Raw genomic sequence first — 23632 nt, forward strand, 5'->3', positions numbered from 1 at the left:
ATGTCTGAGGAAACCCCGCGTGACGTTGCCGAACCGGTGGTCGACCCGGAATTTGGACCTTGGCTTGCGCAAGCCTCGATTCTTGTCGTTGACGACGAACCCGGCATACGCAATTTCCTCGTCAAGCTCCTGCGACCGCGCTGCAAGCTGATCGAGGAGTCCGCGGACGCCAGGGATGCGTCGCGGAAACTCGATGGGCAGCATTTCGACGTCGTCATCCTTGACAATGTCATGCCTGGAAAGAGTGGCCTGGACTGGCTTGCGGAGCAGCGAGCGATCGGGTTCTTCACCGATGTCATCCTTATGACAGCCTATGCTGATCTGGATACAGCAATTGGCGCACTGCGCATCGGCGTCATCGATTTTGTGATCAAGCCATTTCGATCCAATCAATTGCTGAATGCGGTTGCGCGTTGCCTTGACCGGGCGAGACTGCAGCGGGAGAATTTCGTACTGCGCCATGAGCTGAAGTCGTCCTCGCAGCAGCTGTATCTGCGAAACAAGCTCCTCGGAGCATCCGCAGCAATTCAAAAGGCACGGGAGACCATCGCCCGGGTGGCGCCGTTGCCGACGCCGGTTCTGTTTACTGGCGAGTCCGGAACAGGCAAGGAGGTTGCCGCTCGATCGCTCCATTCGTTGTCCAACCGAGCGGACAAGCTGTTCGTGCCGGTCAACTGCGGGGCAATCCCTTCAGAAATGATCGAAAGCGAACTCTTCGGCCATGTGAGGGGGGCATTCACCGGCGCAGGGAAGACCCGAGAGGGTCTTTTTATGTTCGCGCAAGGCGGCACTCTTTTCCTGGACGAGATTGGCGAGCTCCCATACCATCTGCAAAGCAAGCTGTTGCGTGTGCTTGAGGATCGTCGGGTGCGTCCCGTCGGCTCGGAGCGGGAGGTGCCGATCGACGCCCGCTATGTCTTCGCGACCAACGCCGATCTGCAGAAGCGGGTTGCAGCCGGCACTTTTCGCGCGGATCTCTATTTTCGCATCAACATCATGCAGATCGATCTTCCGTCCCTTCGGGACCGCGATCAGGATGTGCTCGAGCTTGCCGAGATCTTTATGCGCGAGATTTCCGAGCAGCTTGGCATGCCGCGCGTTCCGATCGATGCTGGGATGCGTATGTTTCTCCTGCAGTACGATTGGCCGGGCAACATACGCGAACTGCGCAATCTGATCGAGCGGACGGTAATCCTCGGTGAGTTCCGGGAGGATTATCTCAAGTCACGCGGCGAAAGATCGACAAGCGATATCACGCTCGCCGACGTGGAGCGGCGGCATATCCTTTTTGTGCTTCGCGAATCGGGGGGCGACCGTGAGGAAGCGGCTCGCCGTCTCGGGATCTCACGCAAAACAATCGACCGCAAATGCGCAAGTTGGCAGCTCTGATAACGAGCTTTTCCCCGAAGGCCTCCGTGCGGTATCGTCTGCTGGCGATGGCGCTCTTGCCGATGCTCGTCATTCTTCCGCTGCTTCTTGGAATCAGCATTTATCGCTGGAACGTCAGGTTCGACGCGGTACTGACGTCCAAGGTTCATGACGACCTGACGATCGCCAGGCAGTATCTCGGACGAATTTTCGAGAACACGGAGGACTATCTGGTATCGTCGGTAAACTCCGCGCGCTTTCAGTCGATTGTGCAAACCCAGGGCTATGAGCGTGGGGCCCTGAGCGATTATCTCAAGGACATCGCTCAGGCTCGCGGTTTCGATTTTCTTTACGTTGTCGCTGACGATGGCGCGGTGATCGCGAGTGAATATCAGATGGCAGCGGTGCCGCGATGGAATTGGCCTGTCGTCAGCTCAGCGCTTGAGGGGCGGGCACGAACCGCGATTGATGTGTTTCAATCGATGGAGCTCGCGGCGATCTCCGCCGATCTTCCGAAGCGCGCCCAGATCGACATCGTGGCGACACCCGGAAGCGCGCCGACCACGCGGACGCAGGAGAGCCGGGGGCTGGTACTGCAGTCGGCGACGCCGGTTTCGCTGCCGAATGGACGAAAGGCCGCGTTGGTTGGTGGGATGCTGCTCAATCAGAACCTTGCGTTCGTCGACACGATCAACGATCTAATCTATTTCGGGGCGGGTTTGCCGGAAGGCAGTCGCGGGACCGTGACGCTCTTCCTCGATGATGTGCGTATCAGTACCAATGTGAGGATGTTCGAGGGGCAGCGTGCAATTGGCACGCGCGTCTCTGCGGAAGTTCTAGATGCGGTTCTCGATCGTGGCCAGACCTGGCTCGATGGCGCATTCGTCGTCAACGACTGGTACATCTCTGCCTATGAGCCGATCCGTGACAGCTATGATCGTCGCGTCGGAATGCTCTACGCCGGCTATCTTCGGCAACCGTTCACCGCAGCGAAGCGCGGTACGGTTCTGGAAATCGCGCTGGCATTTGCCGTCGCGGTTGCACTGACTGTTCCACTGTTCTTGACGTGGGCGGCAAGTATCTTCCGGCCTCTTGAGCGGATGACGACGACGATTTCGAAAGTGGAAAGCGGCGAACTAGGCGCACGAACGGGACCCGTCGATGGGCGCGACGAGATCGAGCAGGTTGCGGTTCATCTGGATCGACTGCTCGATCAGATCCACGAGCGCGACGCCCAGCTGCGGCAATGGAACCAGGAGCTCAACCAGCGCGTCGAGGAGCGCACAAACAAGCTCCTGCATGCGAACCAGCAGCTCGAAGCAACAACCAGGCAGTTGATCATGTCCGAAAAGCTCGCTGCAATTGGCGAAATCACCGCTGGTGTAGCCCATGAGATCAACAATCCCATCGCGGTGATGCAGGGCAACCTGGAGATCATCAGGGATATGATGGGCGCCAAGGCCGACGAAGCAAAAACGGAGTTTCGGCTCATCGACGAGCAGATGCATCGCGTCAGTGAAATTGTGACGAGGCTTCTGCAATTCGCCAAGCCACAGGAGTATGCCGGCTTTACCGATCAATATGATCCAGCCGTCGTCGTCACCGACACGTTGCCACTCGTTCAGCATCTGCTGAACAAGACAACGATCAGCGTCGAAACGGAATATCACGCCTCACGCCTGGTCTCAATGAATCGCACTGAATTGCAGCAGGTGCTGGTCAATCTCCTCGTCAACGCAATTCACGCGACGTCCGGAGGCGGGCGTTTGACGATTCGAACCTTTGATCGGGATGAGGGCAGGCGCCGTGGCGTCATGATCGATGTGACGGACACCGGCGGCGGTATGACGCCGGACGTGATGCAGCGGATCTTCGATCCATTCTTCACCACCAAGAGGCGGGAGGGAACCGGCTTGGGGCTGTCCATCAGCCAGATGCTTGTAACCCGCCAGGGTGGTAAGATTTCCGTTGAGAGCGAACCCGGCAAGGGTACGACATTTACGGTCTGGCTGCCTGCGGAGGACTGATGGCGACCGAAGAGCCGGTGACATTTCGTCCCGCTGCAAAGACAAATTGTCCATCGGCCCCTGGCCGCGGTCATCAAGCGATTGATATCGCGTGAAGCCTCGCTTGGCATGGCTGTTGCTGGAATCGCCAAGGGCGGCAGGAGCTTCAACCGCGTGCAACAATGAGTCTGATGTCAAGGAGACGCAGCAATGCCACGTCATCATGGGAAGATGCCCCCTGTTCCGCCGGCCAACCGTAGCCCGAAGGGCACCGGCGGTGACCCCGAAGTCAAGAAAGATACGTCGTCGAAGAAGCGCGAAGACAACTACGCGGAACAGGGTGATACAGCAAACATCCGCGAGAACACCACCAACGAGGGCTACTTCCAGGGACGCCGCATCAAATGATGCCAGGCAGGCCGCTGTTTTCCGGCCGTTGGTGACACCTCCCAGCCTGGTGTGAAGAGCGAGGAGCTCCAGAAATGACCGTTGTGTCCAACCAGCAGCTATCGAAAGATATGCAGGCCAAGGCGCATCTGCTCATCAATCAGGTCGGTCTCATGCCGCAGGCACAGGATCGGCCGTTGGAAGCGGACGACCTGCTCTTTTATATCAGTGAGACGACGATGCCGATGGCGGCCTTTTTGCAAAACCACGGGCTGTTCATGGACGATCAGGGGCTGCACTTCGACTTTTCGCAATTCGATGCCATCCGCGAGGTCGCCGTCAAAGTCGTTGCTGAGCATGACGCTGGAAAGCTGGACGGCGTGTGGAAGCAATTCGATCTCTCTACCGACGATGACGCCGACTACAATGGCGAGTACATCCTGCTTGCCCTTGCCGCCCTCGCGATTATGTATGGTCAGGGGAACTAGGCGAGCTGGGCGCCCCGCTGTACCAGCGGCAGGGCGAGATCGCGAACGAGGCGATGCGTGATGACGCTGAATGAACTGGCTGATGCGCTGGAAAAGGTTGACGAGGAGGCGTTTGCCTCAATGCTGTTGGAGTACGAGCTCAATCACGATGATGAGCCCAAGGTCGTGAAGACGATGATCGTCGAGGCGCTACGTTTTGCGGACGCGCACGGATTTCGTGCAGCCCGGCCGTCACTCGATGAGGCCGACTAGTCGCGCCGTCGTCTCGATGTGTTGTTCCGAAACGCTTCCAGAGCTCGCTTAAAGAGCTCATACCGGAACTTTGCGTCCCTTAGCCCAATCCTAGCGAAATAGCCGGCCATGGCCGACGTAGGTGAATGATCGACGCAGCCTCATCTGGGCGTGCCGGTTCTTGGAAGGCTAGACGTTCTCGAGGGTTATCGCCGATCGCCCTCATCGATTTCGATCCATATCGGACGGTAGTTTTGACAGGCAATCTTTCACCCTCAGTTTGGTGAGTAGTGCCCCAAAGCGACACGCAGGACATTTTGTCCGTTTTGCTTTCGACAAGTTGTCCGATAGCGCTTCCCTCCTACGACGCAACTGATTGATATCGTAGAGCTTCCGATGTGGCACATGAGTTGCTCAGGATCAGGATTGGGGGCCGCAGCGGCAACGACTATCCGTCACGTACTGCCGGCCTCCGGCCCGATATCGGCAAGGATCGCACTTTGGCACCGCCGTTCACCCCCGAGAGAGGACCCCATGGCGTTTCATCCGTTGCATGACTGCATTCTGCTCGGAAGAACCGAGGTCGAAGAGAAAACAGCCGGTGACATCTGAACCACGAGATCCACGGCGACGCGCGTTTGTCGCAAGCACCAGGCGGTGCGCCGTCGCGAATGTTCTCTCCAGAGGAGATGTCCATGTCCTTCACGCTTCCTGATCTGCCCTACGCGCATGACGCGCTCGCTCCCTACATGTCCAGGGAAACGCTGGAATATCACCACGACAAGCACCACGCCGCGTATGTCAATGCGCTCAATGCCCTTATCAAAGGCACCGAATGGGAGGGAATGAGCCTGGAGGATGTCGTCATCGGCTCCTTTGGAAGCAACGTTCCTGTATTCAACAATGCGAGCCAGGACCTGAACCATACCTACTTCTGGAAATGGATGAAGCCGCATGCCGGAAGCGCGCTGCCGGGAATCCTGGAGCGGCAAATCAAGGCGGACTTCGGTTCGATCGAGAAGATGAAAGAGGAGTTCATCGCCGCCGGCGTCGGGCAGTTTGGCTCTGGCTGGTGTTGGCTTGCAGTGCAGAACGGCAAGACAATTGTTATGAGAACGCCCAACGGCGAGAATCCGCTCGTCTATGGTGCAAAGCCCATACTGGGCTGTGACGTTTGGGAACACTCCTACTATATCGATTACCGCAATCGAAGGGCCGATTACATTCGGGCGTTTCTCGAGCACCTCGTGAACTGGGAGTATGTCGAGGATCTCTTCAAGAGGGCAGCGTGACCGATGAAGCGCATATCGACTGGCACAACCGGACGCTTCACGCTCGTCGTGAAGCCCGAACATCTGGCCAACCGGTTCAAGGATAGCATCCTGCCGCCGGTGTTGGCGACACCGGTCATGATCATGGCGATGGAGAATGCTGCCCTCAATGCCGTTCGTGATTATCTCGAGCCGGGCGGGAGCGTGGTCGGCACCATGGTCAACGTGCAGCATCTTGCTGCGACTGTGGTTGGACAGACGGTTACCGCCATGGCCGAAGTCACAGCGGTCGACGGCCGCCGGATCGCATTTTCCGTCCGCGCCTCCGATGAAATCGAGGAAATTGGCAAGGGGACTCACGAGCGAATGGTCGTTGAGCTCGCCAAACTGCGAAAACGCCTTGACGAAAAGGTCGCGCGATCCGCGGCCACCCGCGCCACGCCGCGCTGAGACCGGGGCACTTCATACTGCAGTCGTCTAGAGCCGGAATTGATCATCAACCATGGGCAATAGCCATGTTCGACCTCATCGTCCATCCCACCGAGGGCAAAGCCGAAGGGATCAGGCAGAAGCTTCCAGGCGCGCAACACGCTGCGCCGACGCCGGCCGGATCGTAATTCCGTTCCTGACCATTGACGACAGACCGCGCGTTTGAAAGGGGCTCCATGAATTCCGAAAAATATACCGACCGCGCGAGGGGCTTTATCCAGTCGGCGCAGTCTCTGGCAACACGGGAGGGTAACCAACAGTTCACGCCTCTCCATGTGCTCAAGGTGTTGCTCGACGACAACGAAGGCTTGGCCGCCGGTCTGATTGATCGGGCGGGTGGAAACTCGCGGGCGATCCTGCACGCGACGGAAGCGGCTTTGGCAAAACTGCCGAAGGTGTCCGGTTCGGGTGCGGGACAAGTTTATATGGCGCCCGACACCGCGCGCCTGTTCACCGCTGCGGAGGAGCTAGCGGAAAAGGCGGGCGACAGTTTCGTCACCGTCGAACGCCTGCTGCAGGCCTTGTCCACGGACAAGAGCAGCGACGCGGCGAAGATCCTGGCGCAAGGCGGCGTCAATGCCCAGGCTCTTGGCACCGCGATCGATTTGCTCCGGAAGGGCCGCACCGCAGACAGCGCGTCAGCCGAGAATGCATATGACGCACTGAAGAAGTACGCCCGCGATCTGACGCAGGCCGCGCGTGACGGCAAACTCGACCCGGTGATCGGTCGCGACGAGGAGATACGTCGCACAATCCAGGTGCTGTCGCGCCGCACCAAGAACAATCCGGTCCTGATCGGTGAACCGGGTGTCGGAAAGACCGCCATCGTCGAGGGGCTCGCCTTGCGGATCGTGAACGGCGATGTTCCCGAGAGCCTGCAAGACAAAAAGCTGCTCGCGCTCGACATGGGCGCGCTGATTGCCGGTGCCAAGTATCGCGGCGAGTTCGAGGAACGATTGAAGGCCGTGCTCTCCGAGGTGACATCCGCGGATGGTGGTATCATCCTCTTTATCGACGAGATGCACACGCTCATCGGTGCTGGCAAGACAGACGGTGCGATGGATGCTTCCAATCTCCTCAAACCCGCGCTGGCTCGCGGCGAGTTGCACTGTGTGGGTGCGACCACGCTCGACGAGTACCGCAAGCATGTCGAGAAGGACGCCGCGCTTGCCCGCCGTTTCCAGCCGGTCTTCGTGTCGCAGCCCACGGTGGAGGACACGATCTCGATCCTGCGCGGCCTCAAGGACAAGTACGAGCAGCATCATGGCGTACGGATTTCGGACGCCGCGCTGGTCGCCGCCGCAACGTTATCCAACCGCTACATCACCGACCGCTTCCTTCCCGACAAGGCCATCGATCTCGTCGACGAAGCTGCCGCACGGCTCAAGATGCAGGTCGACTCCAAGCCGGAGGAACTGGATTCGATCGACCGCGAAATCGTGCGTCTCAGGATCGAGCAGGAGGCACTCAAGAAGGAAAGCGATGCCGGGTCGAAGAGCCGTCTGAAGACGCTCGACGGGGATCTGGTCGATCTCGAGAAGCGCTCCGCCGACATGACGACGAAATGGCAGGCCGAAAAGAGCAAGCTCTCGGACGCCCAGAAGATGAAAGCGCAACTCGAGCAGCTTCGTACGGAACTGGCGAACGCGCAGCGAAAAGGTGAATACCAGCGGGCAGGCGAGCTGTCTTACAGCACGATTCCCGAACTGGAGAAAAAACTGGCTGCCGTCGAGGCCAGCGAGAGCAGTTCGATCAGCGAGACGGTTACGGCCGACAATATCGCCCAGGTAGTTTCGCGCTGGACCGGCGTTCCCGTCGACAAGATGCTCGAGGGCGAGCGGGAGAAACTCCTCCAGATGGAGGAGATGATCGCCAAACGCGTTGTCGGACAGACACAAGCGGTTCGTGCCGTGTCAACGGCCGTGCGACGGGCCCGCGCGGGATTGCAGGACCCGAACCGGCCGATGGGCTCGTTCATGTTCCTTGGCCCGACCGGCGTCGGCAAGACCGAACTGGCCAAGGCCCTTGCGGAATTCCTGTTCGACGATGAGCACGCCATCCTTCGCATCGACATGTCGGAGTTCATGGAGAAGCACTCGGTCGCACGGCTCATCGGTGCGCCTCCGGGCTATGTCGGTTATGACGAGGGCGGCGTGCTCACGGAAGCCGTGCGGCGACGACCCTATCAGGTCGTCTTGTTCGACGAGATCGAGAAGGCGCATCCGGATGTGTTCAACGTGCTGCTGCAGGTGCTGGACGACGGACGCCTGACCGACGGCCAAGGGCGGACAGTGGATTTCCGCAACACGCTCATCATCATGACCTCAAACCTCGGGGCGGAATACCTCGTCAATCAGGTGGAAGGCGAAAAGACGAGTGCCGTTCGCGACAAGGTGATGGAGATGGTCCGCGCGCATTTCCGGCCGAATTTCTCAACCGCATCGATGCGATCATCTTGTTTCAGCGGCTGCAGAAGAACGACATGGGCCGAATCGTCGACATTCAGTTCGCGCGTCTCCGCAAGCTCCTCGACGATCGCAAAATTACACTGTCGCTCGACGCCAAGGCCCAAGCCTGGCTCGCCGAGAAGGGCTGGGACCCCGCCTATGGCGCCAGGCCATTAAAGCGGGTCATCCAGCGATATGTACAGGATCCGCTGGCCGAAATGCTGCTCGCGGGCGACGTCCGCGACGGCTCGACCGTGCAGATCTCGTCGGGGAAAGACGGTCTGACATTCAACGGGAAGACAGTGAAGCCTCCGGATGAGGACGAAGCGATCTGAGCGTCAGGCTTGAGAAAGACATGGAACGAGCAGGTGCAATTCTTGAAGAAGCATCAGATCAAGGAAGGCATGGAGGTCGTCGGGTTTGACGGTGTGCAGATCGGTGTCGTCGATAGCATCGAGGGCGACCGTATCAGGCTGAAGAAAAGCGAAACTGGCGGCGGCCGGCACAGACGACATCACCACTATATCGGCATGGATTTCGTCGACAGCGTCACGGATCACAAGGTGCGGCTCTGCTCTGACGCCGATATCGTCGAACTCTTTGAGGAAGAAAAGTCGGGCCGCCCGGTCAAGTGATTTGGTTGCGCGTGGTCCGCGGTTACGCAGTCGATATGGATTATGGCTCGCGTGACCGCTGCAATGGATTTCAGGGAGAAAGGTATGGCCATGAACAAGATCAACGGCGGTATGGAAGTAATCGGCGCTGACGGAGTGCATGTCGGCACGGTCGATCAGGTCGAAGGTGATCGTATCAGGCTCAAGAAGAGCGACAGTTTCGGGCAGCACAAAGGTCACCAGCACTATATCGAGCTGGGATTCGTCGCCGGCGTCGAGGGCAACAGGGTGCGCTTGTCCGCCAACGCAGACATTGCGGTGACACTGGAAGAAGAGCCGTCAGGACGTCCTGTCGATCTTGGATAGCCGGGATAGTGCAGCGGGACCGCTGCGGCCGCTGTTGTCTGGGGCAAGACGTTTCGATTTCACAGAGGCGACAACGGGCTCGACGCTGCGCGAGCCCGTTGCGCCCGCAGCGTGGACAATTTGTCCGTGCTCGATCGGACAGTTTGTCAGATCCGGTCGGTCAGGTCGGCGTAAGCTCTTGATATCTCGATGCACTCAAATTGGCATGGCGGTTGCTCCGTAGCCGATGAATGGCTCGATAGAGCAAGAGGGAAAGCATCGACGCGATGGAAGAATACGATCTCTACATCAATGTGAAGCAGCCGGCGATCGGGATCTACGTCCGCAAGGGCGCGCAGCTCCCGGACCTCGCGGACAAGGGCGACTGGGTTTTTGACGGGACCTCCGCTCAGGATCTTTTGCCGTCGAGCGTGATCGAAGGTGTCAAGGCCGATGGCCATGCCTTTCGGGACATGGATTGACCGGCCCTCGGCCTGATTGGTCGGAGTGAACATCTCAAGGGATGCCAGTGACCTTGTGTGTTCGTTATCCCGATCGCCCTTCCGGTGATTTCCGCACGACGCGTCGTTCGAGAAGCTCGTCGATGCCAACGACCGCTGGCCGCGCCGAACGCGCGGGCCGTGTTCAGCCGGACGGGCCAGCCCGGAGCATCAAGTGCGCCGAGCAGGCCGCCAAGGAGTGATTGTGTCAGCTGTCGTCCCACAACCCGTCGTCGCAAGACTGACGCGTGCCGCGATATTTCTCGTCGTCCGGATCAATCCCGGAAAGGACAGCGAGAATGCGGTGCGCGGTCTATGTGCCCTTCTGTCGGCACTCCTGCGAGCCGTCGGATTTCGCGATCCGGAAGCGCGGCTATCATGTGTGATGGCTCTCGGCTCCGATGCCTGGGACCGACTGTTCGGTGATCCGCGGCCCAAGTATCTTCATCCTTTCAGGGAAATCCATGGGGTGCATCACGCAGTCTCCACGCCGGGCGACATCCTTTTTCATATCCGGTCTGTCCGCATGGACCTATGCTTCGAGCTTGCCTCACAGATCATGTCCCGGCTGGGCAAAGCCGTGACGACGATCGACGAGGTTCATGGGTTCAAATATTTTGACGATCGCGACTTGCTTGGGTTTGTCGATGGAACCGAGAACCCGTCCGATCAGGACGCGGTTGACGCGACGACCATCGGACAGGAGGACCCTGCATTCGCCGGCGGAAGCTACGTCATCACCCAGAAGTATCTGCACGATCTGCAGCGCTGGAATGCGATATCAACCTCGGAGCAGGAAAATATCATCGGTCGTCACAAACTGTCGGACATCGAGCAGGACGATGCGGCCAAGGCGCCCTACGCACATAATGTTCTGACGACGGTCGTCGAAGACGGCGAGCAGCTTGAGATCGTGCGCGACAACATGCCTTTCGGTGAGATCGGCAAGGGTGAATTTGGTACCTATTTCATAGGCTATGCGCGCTCGCCCCACCGGATCGAACAGATGCTCGAGAACATGTTTGTCGGTCGGCCGCCCGGCAACTACGACCGGCTGCTGGATGTCAGCCGCGCCGTTACGGGGGCGCTGTTCTTCGTACCGTCAGCGACATTTCTTGACGACGTTTCGCCTGAAGACAATGACGCCGCGGCAGCCAGCGGGGAAGCGCCGGTTTGCGCTGAGCAGCGTGGAGCAGGCTCGTCAGATACAGCTCGCACATATCCGCCCGTCAACGACGGGTCGCTTGGAATTGGGTCTTTAAAACAAGAAGGCGAACCATGAATAATCTTCACCGCCAACTCGCTCCCATATCCGACGCGGCCTGGGCTCAAATCGAGGAGGAGGCTTCCCGTACCCTGAAGCGGCACCTTGCCGGGCGGCGCGTGGTCGACGTCCCCGAAGCCAAGGGGAGTGGCTTCTCGGCGGTGGGCACTGGCCATGTCAAACAACTTCCGGCTCCAGGCGAGGGAATGATGGCGCAACAGCGCGAGGCGAGGGCGCTCGTCGAACTGCGCGTTCCATTCCAGCTCTCGCGTCAGCAGATCGATGACGTTGAGCGTGGCGCCCTGGACGCCGACTGGACGCCGGTCAAGGATGCTGCCCGCAGAATCGCATTTGCCGAAGACCGCGCGATTTTCGATGGATATGCGGCTGCAGGGATCGAGGGCATTCGCCAGGCCAGCAGCAATGCAGGATGCATTCTTCCGACAAATGTGAAAGCCTATCCCAGTGCCGTCGCGCAAGCGGTCAGTGAACTCAGACTTGCCGGCTGCAATGGGCCATATGCCCTCGTCCTTGGGGCAGAGGCGTACACGGGCGCCAGCGGCGGAAGTGACGAAGGATACCCCGTTTTTCACCACCTCGAACGGATCGTCGACGGCGGCGTTGTCTGGGCGCCTGCCATCAGCGGCGCCTTTGTCCTGACGACGCGAGGAGGTGATTTCGAACTGGATATCGGCCAGGACCTCTCGATCGGCTACCTCAACCACACCGACACAACGGTCGATCTCTATTTCCAGGAGGCTTTTACCTTCCGGGTGCTGACCACTGAAGCTTCGGTGGTACTCGCCGCAGCCGAGAAGCAAATGTTGAAATAACGAGTCCTGCTGGCCATGTCAGGTAGACAAGGAGTTAGCAATCAATGGACAACCTGGCCCGGCGGCTGCCTTCTTGATCTTTCTCACTGTTGCCTTGTGATTCTTCTCTCTCAAGCTGCCCGCCATCCTCATAGTTGAGATCTCAGGGGCGCTGCCCCTCGCGCGCGCCAGGGCACGCTCTCACACCCCTGTAGGCTGGCCGATCGAAGTGATCGAGTTCAGTGCGAGTGGAAAGGCGCCAAAGAAATTTGGACCGAACGCCTATCGGTTCGGAGCTTCCCTCACGCTAAGCGTGGTTCTTCCCAGGCGGGGATGGACGCTGGTCAAGCAGACAAAGAACTACGCATATCTCATACCACCCGAAGATCAGCCAGGCCCCAACTTCCGTATCTCAATAGCAGTTCCACCCGCTTCAGAATGCTTGGCCATCGCGAGTAGGTGTTACGCTCGTGCCGAATCCTGGGCATACCAACTTGGCGAGTGGCCGGCATGGTATCTCCATGAGCGAAACCGCGACCAGCGCCGCTTATGGCGTGACCCGATGACAACAGAGACAGTATCAGAGTTGCATCCAGCCCTCCGGAATCCAGCCTTTCCATCGGTGAGTGGGGTATCTGGGAGATGCACGTCACCGGGGTGGCTGGGCACTTCGTGATCTGACGCGCCCCTCCTACTAGGCCGTGTACTCATAAACCGGCGGCGAAGTCCGCGTGGCTTCAATACGGACCTCCTTTGCGCAACCGCAGCAAATATCGCGATGGGCCAACAGCCAACGATGTTAGCTCAGTTCAAAAAGGCGCACATCGCCGCCCGCGCGGTCGATGATGATTCCAGTGCATTTAGCCGGCTCTGGGACGTCGACGACGCCTTGTTTTGCCGAAAAGCTTCACGTCACCGACCGTCACTGTTGGTCTCTCCATCTCCTTGCCTAGCAATTGCGACAGCACCCGCCGTGCGTTGGCAGCGCAGTCGATGTCGTCAGGCCTCGCTTCGATGTCCTTGATAAGCGCAACCAGTTGCTCCTTGCTCTGCGCGAGCCGCGCCTCCAATCTCCCGATATCCGCCACCTTGCGACGGAGTGTGTCGATTAGCACAGGATGATCCCACTGCTCGAGATCGGACGGCAGCAGCGAACGAATTTCGTCGAGGCTGAATCCAGCGTTCTGCGCAGTTGTGATCAATTCGAGCATCAGCACCGCCTCCGGAGGATAGGTCCGATAGCCGTTCGGCAGCCGTTCGACCGTCTTCAAAAGCCCGGCGCGCTCATAGAAGCGGATCCGCGAGTTGGTCAGCCCGGTTCGCTTCGCCAGTTCCCCGATATTCATCGCGAACAATCCTCGAAAAAGGGTTGACCTTCAACTTAACTCAAAGGTTATGGTCTGTCCAACTTTCTGCTTGGAGATCCATAATGTCGCTGTTTTCCCCACTGGCGCTGCCTAGTGGCGCCGTGATCCCGAACCGCGTCGCCAAGGCGGCGATGGAAGAGAACATGGCCGATGCCGATCATGCGCCATCGGCCGAACTGATCCGCCTGTACCAGGCCTGGGCCGCGGGCGGGTCGGGCCTGATCATCACCGGCAATGTGATGGTCGATGCGCGCGCGATGACCGGTCCGGCCGGGGTCGTGCTGGAGGACGATCGCTTCCTCGATCGCTTCAAGACGTGGGCGAACACCGCACGCTCGGGCGGCGGCCAGGTCTGGATGCAGATCAATCATCCCGGCCGCCAGATGCCGGCGGGACTCGGACAGGAGACGTTGGCGCCATCCGCGATTCCGCTCGACCTTGGCGCGCAGTCCAAGGTCTTCCCGATGCCGCGTGCGATGACAGCGGCCGACATTGCCGAGGTGGAACGCCGCTTCGTGGCCACCGCAGCCCTCGCGGAACGCGCGGGCTTCACCGGTGTCGAGATCCACGCGGCGCATGGCTATTTGCTGAGCCAGTTCCTGTCGCCGCTCGCGAACCACCGCACGGATCAATGGGGCGGCAATCTGGAGAATCGCGCACGCTTGCTGCTCGATATCGTGCGCGGCGTGCGGGCGACTGTGTCGTCTGGCTTTGCGGTGTCGGTCAAGTTGAACTCGGCCGACTTCCAACGCGGTGGCTTCTCGCCGGAGGATGCTCAGGCCGTGGTTGCGATGCTTGCGCCGCTCGGCGTCGATCTCGTGGAGCTATCGGGCGGCAGCTACGAGGCGCCTGCCATGATGGGCTCGGCGCGCGACGAACGCACACTGGCGCGCGAAGCCTATTTTCTCGAATTCGCGCGCGAGATCGCCGCGGTCGCAATGCCGTTGATGGTCACGGGCGGCATCCGGCGCCGTGAAGTGGCGGAAAACGTGATCAAGAGTGGGGTGGCCATGGCAGGAATCGCGACCGCACTCGCGATCGAGCCGAACCTGCCGCACAACTGGCGGCTCGGCAAATCGGACGCTCCAAAGCTCAAGCCGATCACCTGGAAGAACAAGCCGGCCGCGTCTTCGGCGTATATGGCCGCCGTCCGCTACCAGTTAGTCCGCCTTAGCCGAAACCGGCGCAGCGCGCCTAACGTATCTCCGGTCTGGGCGTTGCTTACCTCGCAGATGCAGGCAAAGCGCAGCGCGCGCCAATATCGCCGCTGGGTGACGGAACGAAAGGCGGCGGCTTGATGGCAGATCGCCGGGATCGCAACCAGCGGAGGGAACCGCAATTAATGCTTGAGCTTAAACTGGACTTCAACGTTACCATCCCGTCCGCTGGCGGGACGAGCGGCATACCATGGGCTGTCCGCCGGCCTCGCTTATCGACGAAAGTCATCGTTCATGGCTAAAGACCTAACGGAAGTCGAGTTCGCCGGTCACAAGGTCATGGTGCCGAAAGGCGGCTACTATGACCGCTTTCGCTCCAATCCCGAGCTCGACGAGGTGGCAAAAGATCCAACCGCCGGCAATATCGATTTCTTCCGGCGCATCCGGAAAGTGATGGTTCCGTCGCGGATCGGCCCGACGTGGGCGCCCAACTTCTACTACCGCACCAGCAACGTGCAGGCTTTGATGCTCGCGCCGCTCAAGAAGCTGCGTTCGATGTTGCCGTCGCCGCTTGAGCCGCTGCATGCGCTGCCCGGATACGGACTCGTAGCGCTCACTTTCTTCTCCTACGCGGTCTGTGACAACGATCCTTATAACGAGGTATCGGTCGCCATCGTCATCCGCCGGCCAGGCGCGCGTGGACCACACGTGCTGGAACTGCTCGACTCGATACGGCGGCAGAGCTTCTTCGCGCATGTGCTGGCGTTGCCGGTAGATACCGAGATCGCCCGCGTGCGCGGAGTCTATGGCTATCAACTACCGAAATGGCTGACCGACATAAGGCTTGATGTCTCGTCGAACGGCATCACGGCCAGCATCGCAGCGACCGACGGAAAATCGGACGTGACGTTGACCGCACCACTGCCGACGCTTCGCCGGATAACATCGCAGTCGCGCCTCTCAACTAACACGTCGATCGGGCTGGTGGATGGCGAGTGGCGGCAGACACAGTTTGTTACCAACCCTATCGAACTCGCACAGACGCTGTTTCCGCGCGATGTTAAACTGTCGCGCGCCGGCGGTCCGATCAGCCAGTTGCTGAACGGGTTAGGCGTGGGCACCATCCTGCGGTTCGATGTCGTCAAAGACGCGCAGATGGTCTTGTACCTGCCGCGTTCATTGAACGCTCTGCCCGCGATTTGAAAGCGACATCACCGGATTGGGCCTGTCAACAAAGGAGAAGTCGTCATGGCATTTGTTAAAACAAAGGACGGGACCGACATCTTTTACAAGGATTGGGGGCCAAAGGACGCGCAGCCTATCCATTTCCACCACGGCTGGCCGCTCAGCGCCGACGACTGGGACAACCAGATGCTGTTCTTTCTCAAGCAGGGTTTTCGCGTCGTCGCGCACGACCGGCGCGGCCATGGACGGTCAAGCCAGGTCAGCGAAGGCCACGACATGGACCACTATGCCGCCGATGCGTCGGCGGTCGCCGAGCATCTTGATCTTCGAAACGCCATCCATATCGGCCACTCGACAGGTGGCGGGCAGGTTGCGCGCTATGTTGCGCAGCATGGCCAACCACAAGGGCGCGTCGCCAAGGCGGTGCTGGTCAGCTCAGTGCCACCCCTGATGGTCAAAACCGACGCGAATCCCGAGGGCACGCCAATCGCCGTGTTCGATGGTTTCCGCGCGGCGCTTGCCGCCAACCGCGCTCAGTTCTTCCTCGATGTGCCCGCCGGTCCCTTCTACGGATATAACCGGCCGGGCGCCAAGCCCTCGCAGGGGGTCATCGAGAACTGGTGGCGGCAAGGCATGATGGGAAGCGCGAAGGCTCACTACGAAGGCATCAAGGCGTTCTCGGAAACCGACCAGACCGCGGATTTGAAGGCGATCACCGTCCCGACTCTCGTGATGCAGGGCGACGACGACCAGGTGGTCCCCTACAAGGCGGCAGCGCTCATGCAGGACAAGCTGCTGCAAAACAGCAAATTGATCATTTATCCCGGTTTCTCGCACGGGATGCTCACGGTCAACGCAGATGTGATCAACGCCGATCTTCTCGCGTTCATCCGTGGATGAATGACGCGCGCCGGACTATCTCCGGCGCGCTCCTTTCTTCGGGCTTTTCGAAGGTATTGCAACAATGAGTAGGCGTGTTCTCCATGTCGTCAGCAACGTCGCCTACTATGACGATCGGTCGCACCCGACCGGGTTGTGGCTGTCCGAACTGACGCACGCCTTCGATGTCTTCGCGGAAAAAGGTTACGAACAGAGGATCGTGAGCCCGAAGGGCGGATCGTCTCCGCTCGAACCTCGCGCGCTCAAATGGCCGCTCCTGGACGCCTCGGCAAAGGCGTGGCTGGCGAACAAGAGCCGCATGGCGCTTCTGTCGGCGACGGCGCGGCCTGATGAGATCGACCCAGCGGATTACGATGTGATCTATTTCACCGGCGGTCACGCAGTCATGTGGGATTTTCCGGACAGCGAAGGGCTGCAAGAGATCACTCGCGTCATCTGGGAGCGTGGCGGCATCGTCTCCGCCGTCTGCCACGGCTATTGCGGCCTGCTCAACACAAAACTCTCGGATGGCAAGCTGCTGGTCGCCGGCAAGCGCATCACCGGTTTTTCGTGGCGCGAAGAAGTGCTGGCCGGAGTTGCGAAATACATGCCCTATAATGCTGAGGCCGAGATGAAGCGGCGCGGAGCGCGCTACCACGCGTCCCCGCCGAATTTCGGGCGGGCAGCTCGGCAGTCAACGTCAGTCCTGATCTGCTTTGGATTTGCGTGCGCGCCGTCGCTCTTGCGGGCCATCTGCTCAATTTCCTAGTTTGGAATAACGGAAGTCGCCGTGAACGTCTGTTCTCCCGATACCAACAGAAATACCAACAAATCGAACGGCTGGGATCGGATGAGAACAAACGGTGACGATCACCGAGTTATGCAGAAGTGCCTATTTTTCAAGGGTTTGAAGCGCCGCGCGGACGGCTGCGAACGCTTGCGAATGGGAGCGAACAGCCTAGTTGGTGCCCCTGGCCGGAATCGAACCAGCACTCCTTGCGGAACTCGATTTTGAGTCGAGCGCGTCTACCAGTTCCGCCACAGGGGCATTCGCAACGGTCCCGGCCGGGAAGGCCGGGGTCGCGAAGCGCGGCGGACTATAGCGGGCGGCCCGTCATGGTCAACCCGCACGGGCGGGATGTCCCGCGCCCCGGCAGCGGAATTTCCGGTGGGTGTGACCCCGAGGACGACGCAAGGCCGTTGCCGTCCGTATGGCAGTCACGGAAGAGTTTGCCCGGCGGCGGCAGCCGCTGCCACCGTCCCCAAGCCTGGCCGCGGCTGCGGCAACCTACTTCGAGACGGAGGCGCGAGCGTAACGGTATTGTCCGGTTCGTCGATCTCGATGACGTACATGAACGCAGGCTGCTCAATCCGAGCCTTTTCTTTTCCGATGAGCTGCAGGCGGCGATGACCCAGTGGGGCCTGCGCGTTCCCATGCATCACCGACTGAACGCGATCTGACCGCGGCGGACGGTGGCCGTCACGGTCAACCCGCGCGGATGTGATTGTCCCGCGCCTCGACAGCGGTATTTTCACGCGATACGACCGCAATCGACGACCTTGGAGCAGGGCCCATGACCCTCTCGAACGATGCTCCCCGGAGGACCGACGTGACGATTGCCACCGCCCATCCGTCGCATGCTTCCGCCGCCGGCAATCCGGCGCTGATCTCGGCGCTGGCGATTGCCGTGATCGCGGCGGCGACCCTGGCCGGCGCCTGGTTCTTCCAGCTCGTGCTGGAGATCATGCCCTGTCCGCTCTGCCTCGAGCAGCGCTATGCCTATTACCTCGCGGTGCCGCTCGGCGCCGTGGTGGTGCTCGCGGCCGCCCGCGACGCGCCGCGTCCGGTGCTGCTCGCGGGCCTTGTGATCCTCGGCCTCGCCGCGCTCGCCAATGCCGGGCTCGGCACCTATCACGCCGGTGTCGAATGGGGGTTCTGGCCGGGGCCGACCGATTGCACCGGCCCGATGGTGGATTTCGGCAAGGCCGGCTCGCTGCTGGACCAGCTCGACAAGGTCAAGGTGGTGCGCTGCGACGAGGTGCAGTGGCGCTTCCTCGGCATTTCGCTCGCCGGCTACAACGCGCTGATCTCGCTCGTGATGGCCGCGATCGCCGGTTGGGGCGTGATGAAGGCCGCGAGGGCCTGAGGTCGGGCCGTACGGTTTTCCCGTTATCCGTCATGCCCGCGCAAAGGCTTCGCCTTTGCCGCTGGAGGAGGCCGCGAAGCGGCCCTCTCGAAGCATGGACGGGCACCAGCCGGGCCGTTCATCCTTCGAGACGCGCGGAGCCTGTCATCGGGCCGCGCTTCGCGCGGACCCGGTGGCGCTCCTCAGGATGACGGGACAAAGGGGGCCTAATCGTCGACGTCGTCCTGCGGCCGGCCGAACAGATGGATGATGCCCGGCGTCGAGATGGTGACGAACAGGAAGCGCGACAGATGATGCGCGCCGACGAAGATCGGGTCGATGTGCAGCGTCAACGCCAGCGCCAGCATCGCGTCCATCGCGCCCGGCGCGAAGGCGACCACGACGTCCGCGAGCCGCACATGGGTGGTGAAGCCGATCACCGCGACGAACACGGCCGAGATCAGGATGGCAATCGCAAACGAGCCGAGCCCGGCATTGACGTGACTGAGCAGCGTCGAGGTCTTCATCCGCGCGAAGCGGGTGCCGATGATGGCGCCGATGCCGACCAGCGCGACGTTGCGGAGCCAGGGCGGCAGGCCGCCATCGACCAGCCCGGAGCCGTGCAGCAGGCTGGAGGCGAGCATCGCGCCGAACATCCAGCTGGCGGGGAATTTGATCCAGCGCAGCAGCAGCGAGACGCCGATCGATAAGGCGACCAGCGCGACGAGGCCGAACGGCGAGGCGACTGAGGTTGGCAATGGCGGCGGCGCTGCATGCGTCACCCCGGTCAGCGCCAGCACCAGCGGCAGCGCCGCGGTCAAGATGATCACGCGCATGGTCTGCACCACCGCGATCGCCGCGACGTCGGCGCCCTTTTCCGCGGCGAGGATCGTGATCTGCGACAGCGCGCCCGGGCTGCCGGCAAGGAAAGCCGAGGTCTGGTCCCAGCCATGGATGCGTTGCAGATAGAGGCTCGAGCCGAAGGTCGAGCAGAACGTCGCCAGGGCCAGCAGGCCGATGGTGAGCGGATAGGAGCTCATGTGCTGCAGCAATTGCTGCGACATCAGCGAGCCGAGGGAGATGCCGAGCAACAGCAGCACCGATTGCGTCAGCACCGCCGGCACCGCGAGCGGCCGTCCGGCCAATGCGGCGATCCCGACCGCGACCATCGCCCCCGAGATCAGGCCGCCCGGCAATTCTGCCCACAGAAACAGCAAGCCGCCGACGGTGCCGATGACGAGGGTCTCGAGCCCGTTCAGGACTTTGCTGCGGTCGGGAATGGCCGTTGCCATCGAAGCGCGGATCAGGGTCACGCCGCCTTATGGCAAATTCGCGTGAACGCGACAAATGCATCTCGCGATTGCAGCATTGCGCCGCGGCTCGCCCGGCGCACGGATTTTTCACCCTTCGAAACGCGCCGGGGATTGCGATCAGTGTCGCCACAAACTCGTCATGACCGGGCAGAAGCGCGAAGCGCGTGTTCGCGCAGGTGTCCCGGCCATCCACGTCTTTTCCACGTGCCAGCCAACACCCATGATGCCCGGCACAAGGCCGGGCATCACGGGTTCGTCGAGCGATCGAGCGCATTTGCGATTGCCCTCCCCGATGGGGAGAGCGAATCGCATCAAGCCTGTCCGGACGTTACTTCGTCGCCGCGGGCGCAGCGGCGGCGCCGTCCGACTTCTCCTTCTTGCACTCGGAGCGGAATTTCTTGCGCTCCTTGCCGTGCAGCCCCTTGGCGTCGGCTTCCTTCGAGCATTCCAGCGACTGGGCGGTGCGCGGCTTCTTCTCGGCCGGCGCCTTGGTATCGGCCTTCGGAGCGGCGTCCTTGGCGGCGGGCGCGGCCGTTTGCGCGAAAGCTCCGCCCATCAGCAGCAGGGAGGCCAGGGCGGTTGCGGACGCGAGCGTGGAAATCGTCTTCATGGGGCACCTCGTGAGGGAAAGAGGGCCGAAACGTCGCGCGACGATGCTGAACCGTGGATGAACATGCAGCGGTCCCGCCGCCACAATATTTTAACGCGCAGGCGCGCAGGCGCGTTGTCGCAAGTCGGGGTTGCGCTAGGATAATGGTCTTACGCCAATGCTCCCCACGGGAAACCAACGGGAAACCAGGGATGACGGGAGACCAGCGATGACCATTCAAATCAGATTGTTGTGCGTGCTTGCGGTGTCGGGCTTTGCAGCCTTTGCGGCGAGCGCGCCGGCGCAGGCCCTGACCGCGCAGGAATGCAGCGCCAAGTACCAGGCGGCCAAGTCGGCCGGCACCCTCGGCGGCCAGAAGTGGAATGATTTCCGCAAGGCGCAGTGCGGCGCCGACGCGACCCCGGCTGCGGCGCCCGCCGCTCCGCCGCCGGCAGCCGCCGCGCCCGCTCCGGCCGCGCCGAAGGAAGCCAAGCAGGCGCCCGCCGCGGCACCGGCGGCGCCGGCAGGACCCGCCGTATTTCCGAACGCCATCGATCCCAAATACGCCAAGGAGTCCGAAGGCAAGGGACGCATGCACACCTGCGTCGACCAGTACAACGCCAACAAGGCCACCGGCGGCAATGGCGGCCTGAAGTGGATCCAGAAGGGCGGCGGCTATTACAGCGAATGCAACAAGCGCCTGAAGGGCGCCTGAGCGAGCCGACCGAGTTTGGCGAGCGGCCGGCGTAAGCCGGCCGCTTTCTGTTTGCACCGGCTCTATTGGCTGCAGTTCTCTCTACGGGTTTTCCATCAGCAGCTTGTCCGCCGACTGCGCCAGCAATTGCGCGCGCTTGCGCGGGCCGCGCTCGAGGAACAGCAGGCTCTGGCCGAAGATGAAGCAGTAGAACAGGAAGGCCTGCGCATCGGCCTCTTCAGTCGGCAGCCCGGTGGCGCGATAGAGCTGGGCGACATTCTTCAGCCGCGCGGCATCGACGCTCGCGGCGGCGGCGGCAGCGGCCTCATCGGTGCGCGCCCATTGCCGGATCGCGAGCTCGACCGCCATCGCCTCGGTGTTCATGCGCTCCGAATACAGCGTGATGATCGCCTTCAGACGCTCGCGCGCGCTGGCGCCGTCGAGCGCGGTGTGCTTCTCGATCGATGCGATGCGGCCGTCGCGCCAGCGCGTCAGCATGGCCTCGAGCAGCGCGGCGCGATCCCTGAAGCGGCGGTAGAAGCCGCCCTTGGTGACGCCGAGATTCTTCGCCAGCACCTCGACCCGCACGCCGTCGACGCCGCTATGCGCGAGTTCGGCGAAGCCGGCCGCGACCCAGACGTCGCCTTTGCTTTCAGTCATGCGATCTCCGCGCATCCTAATGCGCGATGGGATCGTCATCGCGCATTAATCGCTTGTTTGTGCATGATCTCCGCGCAAACGCGTTGCGTTTGTCGCGAGGGAAAACCGCTTCGCACTTTTCCGGATCATGCTTTGATACGGTACCGTATTGCTAGCCTGCTTCGTCCCTGATACGCTACCGTATCAAAAATCGAAGGAGGGATCCGATGGAGGGCGAGGCGACCTATCGCGGCACGGTCTATCCCTGGCACTGCGACCATATCGGCCACATGAACGTCATGTGGTATGTCGGCAAGTTCGACGAGGCGAGCTGGAACATGTTCGCGCGGCTCGGCCTGACGCCGAGCTATCTGCGCGAGTCCGGCCGCGGCATGGCCGCCGTGCAGCAGAACATCGCCTACAAGCGCGAGCTGCTCGCCGGCGACCTCGTCGAGGTCAAGAGCCGGCTGGTCGAGTTCCGCGACAAGTCGATCCGTATCCTGCACGAGATGCGCAATGCGGAGACCGGCGAGATCGCAGCGACCTGCGAGATCGCGGCCGTGCATATCGACCGTGCCGCGCGCAGATCGACGCCGTTTGCGCCGGCGATCCGCTACGCGGCGATGCCGCATCTTGTGCCGTCCGAGCCCGCAATCGCGTAACCGCCATGCCCCGCTTCGAGCCGAAGAATCCCGATTACCGTGCGGTCGCGACCGATACATTCGCACGCCAGCGCGCGATGCAGACGCTTGGTATCTCGATCGCGCGGATGGAGCCCGGCGAGGTCGATCTCGCGATGCCCTACGCGCCGGAATTCTGCCAGCAGAACGGCTTCGTGCATGCCGGAATCATCACCGCGGGCCTCGACAATGCCTGCGGCATCGCCGCCTTCACGCTGATGCCCGAAGGCTCCGACATCCTCACCGTGGAGTTCAAGACCAACCTGCTGGCGCCGGCGCGCGGCGAGCGGTTCGTGTTCCGCGGCGTCGTGGTCAAGCCCGGCCGCACGCTGACCGTCTGCGACGGCCGCGCCTATGCGATCCAGGACGGCGCCGAGACGTTGGTCGCGACCATGAGCGGCACGCTGATGGCGCTGGCACGGCGGGAGTCGTAGAAGGCTAACTCTCTCCCCGTCACCCTGAGGTGCGAGCCTTGCGGCGCAAGGCACACACCTCGGGAGGACGGAGCTGGTCGAAGCGCGTGTTGCTTTCGCAGGGACGACGATTGCGGATGCAGGCCGCGCCACACACCCCGTGTCGTCCTGGCGAAAGCCAGGACCCATTACCCCGAATCTCAATTGTTGCGCTGGCTGGGGCCACGATCCCGGTCATCACCGAATGCGGTGGTTATGGGTCCCTGCTTTCGCAGGGACGAAAAGCGGGGATGACGGTCTGAGAAAGTGTGACGGATTTGAAGGCGGCGGCGCCCAAGATCTGCGCATGCATCCAAGACCCACGCATT

General features: G+C 61.3%; 24 protein-coding genes, 1 tRNA gene and 1 pseudogene. 21 read left to right on the forward strand and 5 right to left on the reverse strand.

What is annotated here, in order from left to right:
* The 13 genes and pseudogenes from ACVMIH_RS32455 to ACVMIH_RS32515 all read left to right on the forward strand — a co-directional run bounded on the left by ACVMIH_RS32455 (position 1) and on the right by ACVMIH_RS32515 (position 12243).
* Positions 1-1389 carry a sigma-54-dependent transcriptional regulator gene (locus tag ACVMIH_RS32455; RefSeq protein WP_456864606.1) on the forward strand — a complete coding sequence of 463 codons (1389 nt, stop codon included), beginning with the start codon at positions 1-3 and terminating at the stop codon, positions 1387-1389.
* A complete protein-coding gene (locus ACVMIH_RS32460; protein WP_456864608.1) occupies positions 1368-3395 on the forward strand; it encodes a sensor histidine kinase in 2028 nt (675 codons plus the stop codon). The genes ACVMIH_RS32455 and ACVMIH_RS32460 overlap by 22 nt, the downstream gene beginning before the upstream one ends.
* Positions 3396-3584: 189 nt before the next feature.
* Positions 3585-3782 (forward strand): hypothetical protein, encoded by a 198-nt coding sequence (locus ACVMIH_RS32465; RefSeq protein WP_057016351.1) that lies wholly within the window; start codon positions 3585-3587, stop codon positions 3780-3782.
* A 74-nt stretch (positions 3783-3856) separates the two neighbouring features.
* Complete coding sequence (locus tag ACVMIH_RS32470; RefSeq protein WP_141340224.1) at positions 3857-4249, forward strand: hypothetical protein; 393 nt, start codon at positions 3857-3859, stop codon at positions 4247-4249.
* Between the two features lie 60 nt (positions 4250-4309).
* Positions 4310-4501, forward strand: a complete 192-nt coding sequence (locus ACVMIH_RS32475; protein WP_057016349.1) for a hypothetical protein — start codon at positions 4310-4312, stop codon at positions 4499-4501.
* A 674-nt stretch (positions 4502-5175) separates the two neighbouring features.
* Positions 5176-5772, forward strand: a complete 597-nt coding sequence (locus ACVMIH_RS32480) for a superoxide dismutase (protein WP_456864610.1) — start codon at positions 5176-5178, stop codon at positions 5770-5772.
* Between the two features lie 3 nt (positions 5773-5775).
* Complete coding sequence (locus ACVMIH_RS32485; protein ID WP_456864612.1) at positions 5776-6201, forward strand: thioesterase family protein; 426 nt, start codon at positions 5776-5778, stop codon at positions 6199-6201.
* Between the two features lie 215 nt (positions 6202-6416).
* Positions 6417-9022 (forward strand): annotated as a pseudogene (clpB, locus tag ACVMIH_RS32490) (ATP-dependent chaperone ClpB).
* Positions 9023-9031: 9 nt separating this feature from the next.
* The gene (locus tag ACVMIH_RS32495; protein WP_316396438.1) at positions 9032-9322 is read left to right on the forward strand and encodes a DUF2171 domain-containing protein; all 291 of its coding nucleotides are present in this window, start codon (positions 9032-9034) and stop codon (positions 9320-9322) included.
* Positions 9323-9406: 84 nt separating this feature from the next.
* The gene (locus ACVMIH_RS32500) at positions 9407-9667 is read left to right on the forward strand and encodes a DUF2171 domain-containing protein (protein WP_456864614.1); all 261 of its coding nucleotides are present in this window, start codon (positions 9407-9409) and stop codon (positions 9665-9667) included.
* A gap of 266 nt (positions 9668-9933) precedes the next feature.
* Positions 9934-10128 (forward strand): hypothetical protein, encoded by a 195-nt coding sequence (locus tag ACVMIH_RS32505; protein ID WP_456864616.1) that lies wholly within the window; start codon positions 9934-9936, stop codon positions 10126-10128.
* A gap of 223 nt (positions 10129-10351) precedes the next feature.
* Positions 10352-11428 carry a Dyp-type peroxidase gene (locus ACVMIH_RS32510; RefSeq protein ID WP_456864618.1) on the forward strand — a complete coding sequence of 359 codons (1077 nt, stop codon included), beginning with the start codon at positions 10352-10354 and terminating at the stop codon, positions 11426-11428.
* Positions 11425-12243 (forward strand): family 1 encapsulin nanocompartment shell protein, encoded by an 819-nt coding sequence (locus ACVMIH_RS32515; protein ID WP_456864620.1) that lies wholly within the window; start codon positions 11425-11427, stop codon positions 12241-12243. The genes ACVMIH_RS32510 and ACVMIH_RS32515 overlap by 4 nt, the downstream gene beginning before the upstream one ends.
* Before the next feature lie 839 nt (positions 12244-13082).
* On the opposite strand, the gene ACVMIH_RS32520 is transcribed toward ACVMIH_RS32515, so the two are convergent.
* Entirely contained in the window at positions 13083-13568 is a 486-nt protein-coding gene (locus tag ACVMIH_RS32520) for a MerR family transcriptional regulator (RefSeq protein WP_076824976.1), read from the reverse strand.
* Positions 13569-13651: 83 nt separating this feature from the next.
* Here ACVMIH_RS32520 and ACVMIH_RS32525 point away from each other — a divergent pair, with 83 nt between their 5' ends.
* The 4 genes from ACVMIH_RS32525 to ACVMIH_RS32540 all read left to right on the forward strand — a co-directional run bounded on the left by ACVMIH_RS32525 (position 13652) and on the right by ACVMIH_RS32540 (position 17579).
* Positions 13652-14887 (forward strand): NADH:flavin oxidoreductase/NADH oxidase family protein, encoded by a 1236-nt coding sequence (locus ACVMIH_RS32525; protein ID WP_456864622.1) that lies wholly within the window; start codon positions 13652-13654, stop codon positions 14885-14887.
* Positions 14888-15040: 153 nt separating this feature from the next.
* Complete coding sequence (locus ACVMIH_RS32530; RefSeq protein WP_456864624.1) at positions 15041-15949, forward strand: acetoacetate decarboxylase family protein; 909 nt, start codon at positions 15041-15043, stop codon at positions 15947-15949.
* Positions 15950-15994: 45 nt separating this feature from the next.
* Positions 15995-16831 carry an alpha/beta fold hydrolase gene (locus ACVMIH_RS32535; RefSeq protein WP_057016293.1) on the forward strand — a complete coding sequence of 279 codons (837 nt, stop codon included), beginning with the start codon at positions 15995-15997 and terminating at the stop codon, positions 16829-16831.
* Positions 16832-16895: 64 nt separating this feature from the next.
* Positions 16896-17579: a type 1 glutamine amidotransferase domain-containing protein gene (locus ACVMIH_RS32540; RefSeq protein WP_083714881.1), complete on the forward strand. Its 684-nt coding sequence runs from the start codon at positions 16896-16898 to the stop codon at positions 17577-17579.
* Positions 17580-17773: 194 nt separating this feature from the next.
* Here the strand turns inward: ACVMIH_RS32540 and ACVMIH_RS32545 are convergent.
* Positions 17774-17858 (reverse strand) — tRNA-Leu (locus ACVMIH_RS32545).
* 526 nt (positions 17859-18384) lie between these two features.
* Here ACVMIH_RS32545 and ACVMIH_RS32550 point away from each other — a divergent pair.
* The gene (locus ACVMIH_RS32550) at positions 18385-18957 is read left to right on the forward strand and encodes a disulfide bond formation protein B (RefSeq protein ID WP_456864626.1); all 573 of its coding nucleotides are present in this window, start codon (positions 18385-18387) and stop codon (positions 18955-18957) included.
* A 206-nt stretch (positions 18958-19163) separates the two neighbouring features.
* Here the strand turns inward: ACVMIH_RS32550 and ACVMIH_RS32555 are convergent, their stop codons facing one another.
* Both ACVMIH_RS32555 and ACVMIH_RS32560 read right to left on the reverse strand, forming a co-directional pair.
* Positions 19164-20249, reverse strand: coding sequence for an AbrB family transcriptional regulator (locus tag ACVMIH_RS32555; RefSeq protein WP_141343460.1), 1086 nt, complete (start codon positions 20247-20249; stop codon positions 19164-19166).
* 328 nt (positions 20250-20577) lie between these two features.
* A complete protein-coding gene (locus ACVMIH_RS32560) occupies positions 20578-20859 on the reverse strand; it encodes a PsiF family protein (protein WP_057016295.1) in 282 nt (93 codons plus the stop codon).
* Between the two features lie 208 nt (positions 20860-21067).
* Between ACVMIH_RS32560 and ACVMIH_RS32565 the strand changes: the two genes are divergently transcribed.
* Complete coding sequence (locus ACVMIH_RS32565; protein WP_310882955.1) at positions 21068-21553, forward strand: hypothetical protein; 486 nt, start codon at positions 21068-21070, stop codon at positions 21551-21553.
* Between the two features lie 81 nt (positions 21554-21634).
* Here ACVMIH_RS32565 and ACVMIH_RS32570 read toward each other — a convergent pair whose 3' ends face one another.
* Positions 21635-22192: a TetR/AcrR family transcriptional regulator gene (locus ACVMIH_RS32570; protein WP_057016300.1), complete on the reverse strand. Its 558-nt coding sequence runs from the start codon at positions 22190-22192 to the stop codon at positions 21635-21637.
* Between the two features lie 206 nt (positions 22193-22398).
* Here ACVMIH_RS32570 and ACVMIH_RS32575 point away from each other — a divergent pair, with 206 nt between their 5' ends.
* The gene (locus ACVMIH_RS32575; RefSeq protein ID WP_456864629.1) at positions 22399-22833 is read left to right on the forward strand and encodes an acyl-CoA thioesterase; all 435 of its coding nucleotides are present in this window, start codon (positions 22399-22401) and stop codon (positions 22831-22833) included.
* Between the two features lie 5 nt (positions 22834-22838).
* A complete protein-coding gene (locus tag ACVMIH_RS32580) occupies positions 22839-23285 on the forward strand; it encodes a PaaI family thioesterase (RefSeq protein ID WP_076824994.1) in 447 nt (148 codons plus the stop codon).
* The last annotated feature ends 347 nt before the right edge of the window (positions 23286-23632 follow it).

Source organism: Bradyrhizobium sp. USDA 4503 (assembly GCF_054055815.1).

Bases quoted from the DNA above. Each gene is read 5' to 3' on its own strand.
- ACVMIH_RS32455 (WP_456864606.1), top strand. From the start codon at position 1: ATGTCTGAGGAAACCCCGCGTGACGTTGCCGAACCGGTGGTCGACCCG.
- ACVMIH_RS32460 (WP_456864608.1), top strand. From the start codon at position 1,368: ATGCGCAAGTTGGCAGCTCTGATAACGAGCTTTTCCCCGAAGGCCTCC.
- ACVMIH_RS32465 (WP_057016351.1), top strand. From the start codon at position 3,585: ATGCCACGTCATCATGGGAAGATGCCCCCTGTTCCGCCGGCCAACCGT.
- ACVMIH_RS32470 (WP_141340224.1), top strand. From the start codon at position 3,857: ATGACCGTTGTGTCCAACCAGCAGCTATCGAAAGATATGCAGGCCAAG.
- ACVMIH_RS32475 (WP_057016349.1), top strand. From the start codon at position 4,310: ATGACGCTGAATGAACTGGCTGATGCGCTGGAAAAGGTTGACGAGGAG.
- ACVMIH_RS32480 (WP_456864610.1), top strand. From the start codon at position 5,176: ATGTCCTTCACGCTTCCTGATCTGCCCTACGCGCATGACGCGCTCGCT.
- ACVMIH_RS32485 (WP_456864612.1), top strand. From the start codon at position 5,776: ATGAAGCGCATATCGACTGGCACAACCGGACGCTTCACGCTCGTCGTG.
- ACVMIH_RS32500 (WP_456864614.1), top strand. From the start codon at position 9,407: ATGGCCATGAACAAGATCAACGGCGGTATGGAAGTAATCGGCGCTGAC.
- ACVMIH_RS32505 (WP_456864616.1), top strand. From the start codon at position 9,934: ATGGAAGAATACGATCTCTACATCAATGTGAAGCAGCCGGCGATCGGG.
- ACVMIH_RS32515 (WP_456864620.1), top strand. From the start codon at position 11,425: ATGAATAATCTTCACCGCCAACTCGCTCCCATATCCGACGCGGCCTGG.
- ACVMIH_RS32520 (WP_076824976.1), bottom strand. From the start codon at position 13,568: ATGAATATCGGGGAACTGGCGAAGCGAACCGGGCTGACCAACTCGCGG.
- ACVMIH_RS32525 (WP_456864622.1), top strand. From the start codon at position 13,652: ATGTCGCTGTTTTCCCCACTGGCGCTGCCTAGTGGCGCCGTGATCCCG.
- ACVMIH_RS32530 (WP_456864624.1), top strand. From the start codon at position 15,041: ATGGCTAAAGACCTAACGGAAGTCGAGTTCGCCGGTCACAAGGTCATG.
- ACVMIH_RS32535 (WP_057016293.1), top strand. From the start codon at position 15,995: ATGGCATTTGTTAAAACAAAGGACGGGACCGACATCTTTTACAAGGAT.
- ACVMIH_RS32540 (WP_083714881.1), top strand. From the start codon at position 16,896: ATGAGTAGGCGTGTTCTCCATGTCGTCAGCAACGTCGCCTACTATGAC.
- ACVMIH_RS32550 (WP_456864626.1), top strand. From the start codon at position 18,385: ATGACCCTCTCGAACGATGCTCCCCGGAGGACCGACGTGACGATTGCC.
- ACVMIH_RS32560 (WP_057016295.1), bottom strand. From the start codon at position 20,859: ATGAAGACGATTTCCACGCTCGCGTCCGCAACCGCCCTGGCCTCCCTG.
- ACVMIH_RS32565 (WP_310882955.1), top strand. From the start codon at position 21,068: ATGACCATTCAAATCAGATTGTTGTGCGTGCTTGCGGTGTCGGGCTTT.
- ACVMIH_RS32570 (WP_057016300.1), bottom strand. From the start codon at position 22,192: ATGACTGAAAGCAAAGGCGACGTCTGGGTCGCGGCCGGCTTCGCCGAA.
- ACVMIH_RS32575 (WP_456864629.1), top strand. From the start codon at position 22,399: ATGGAGGGCGAGGCGACCTATCGCGGCACGGTCTATCCCTGGCACTGC.
- ACVMIH_RS32580 (WP_076824994.1), top strand. From the start codon at position 22,839: ATGCCCCGCTTCGAGCCGAAGAATCCCGATTACCGTGCGGTCGCGACC.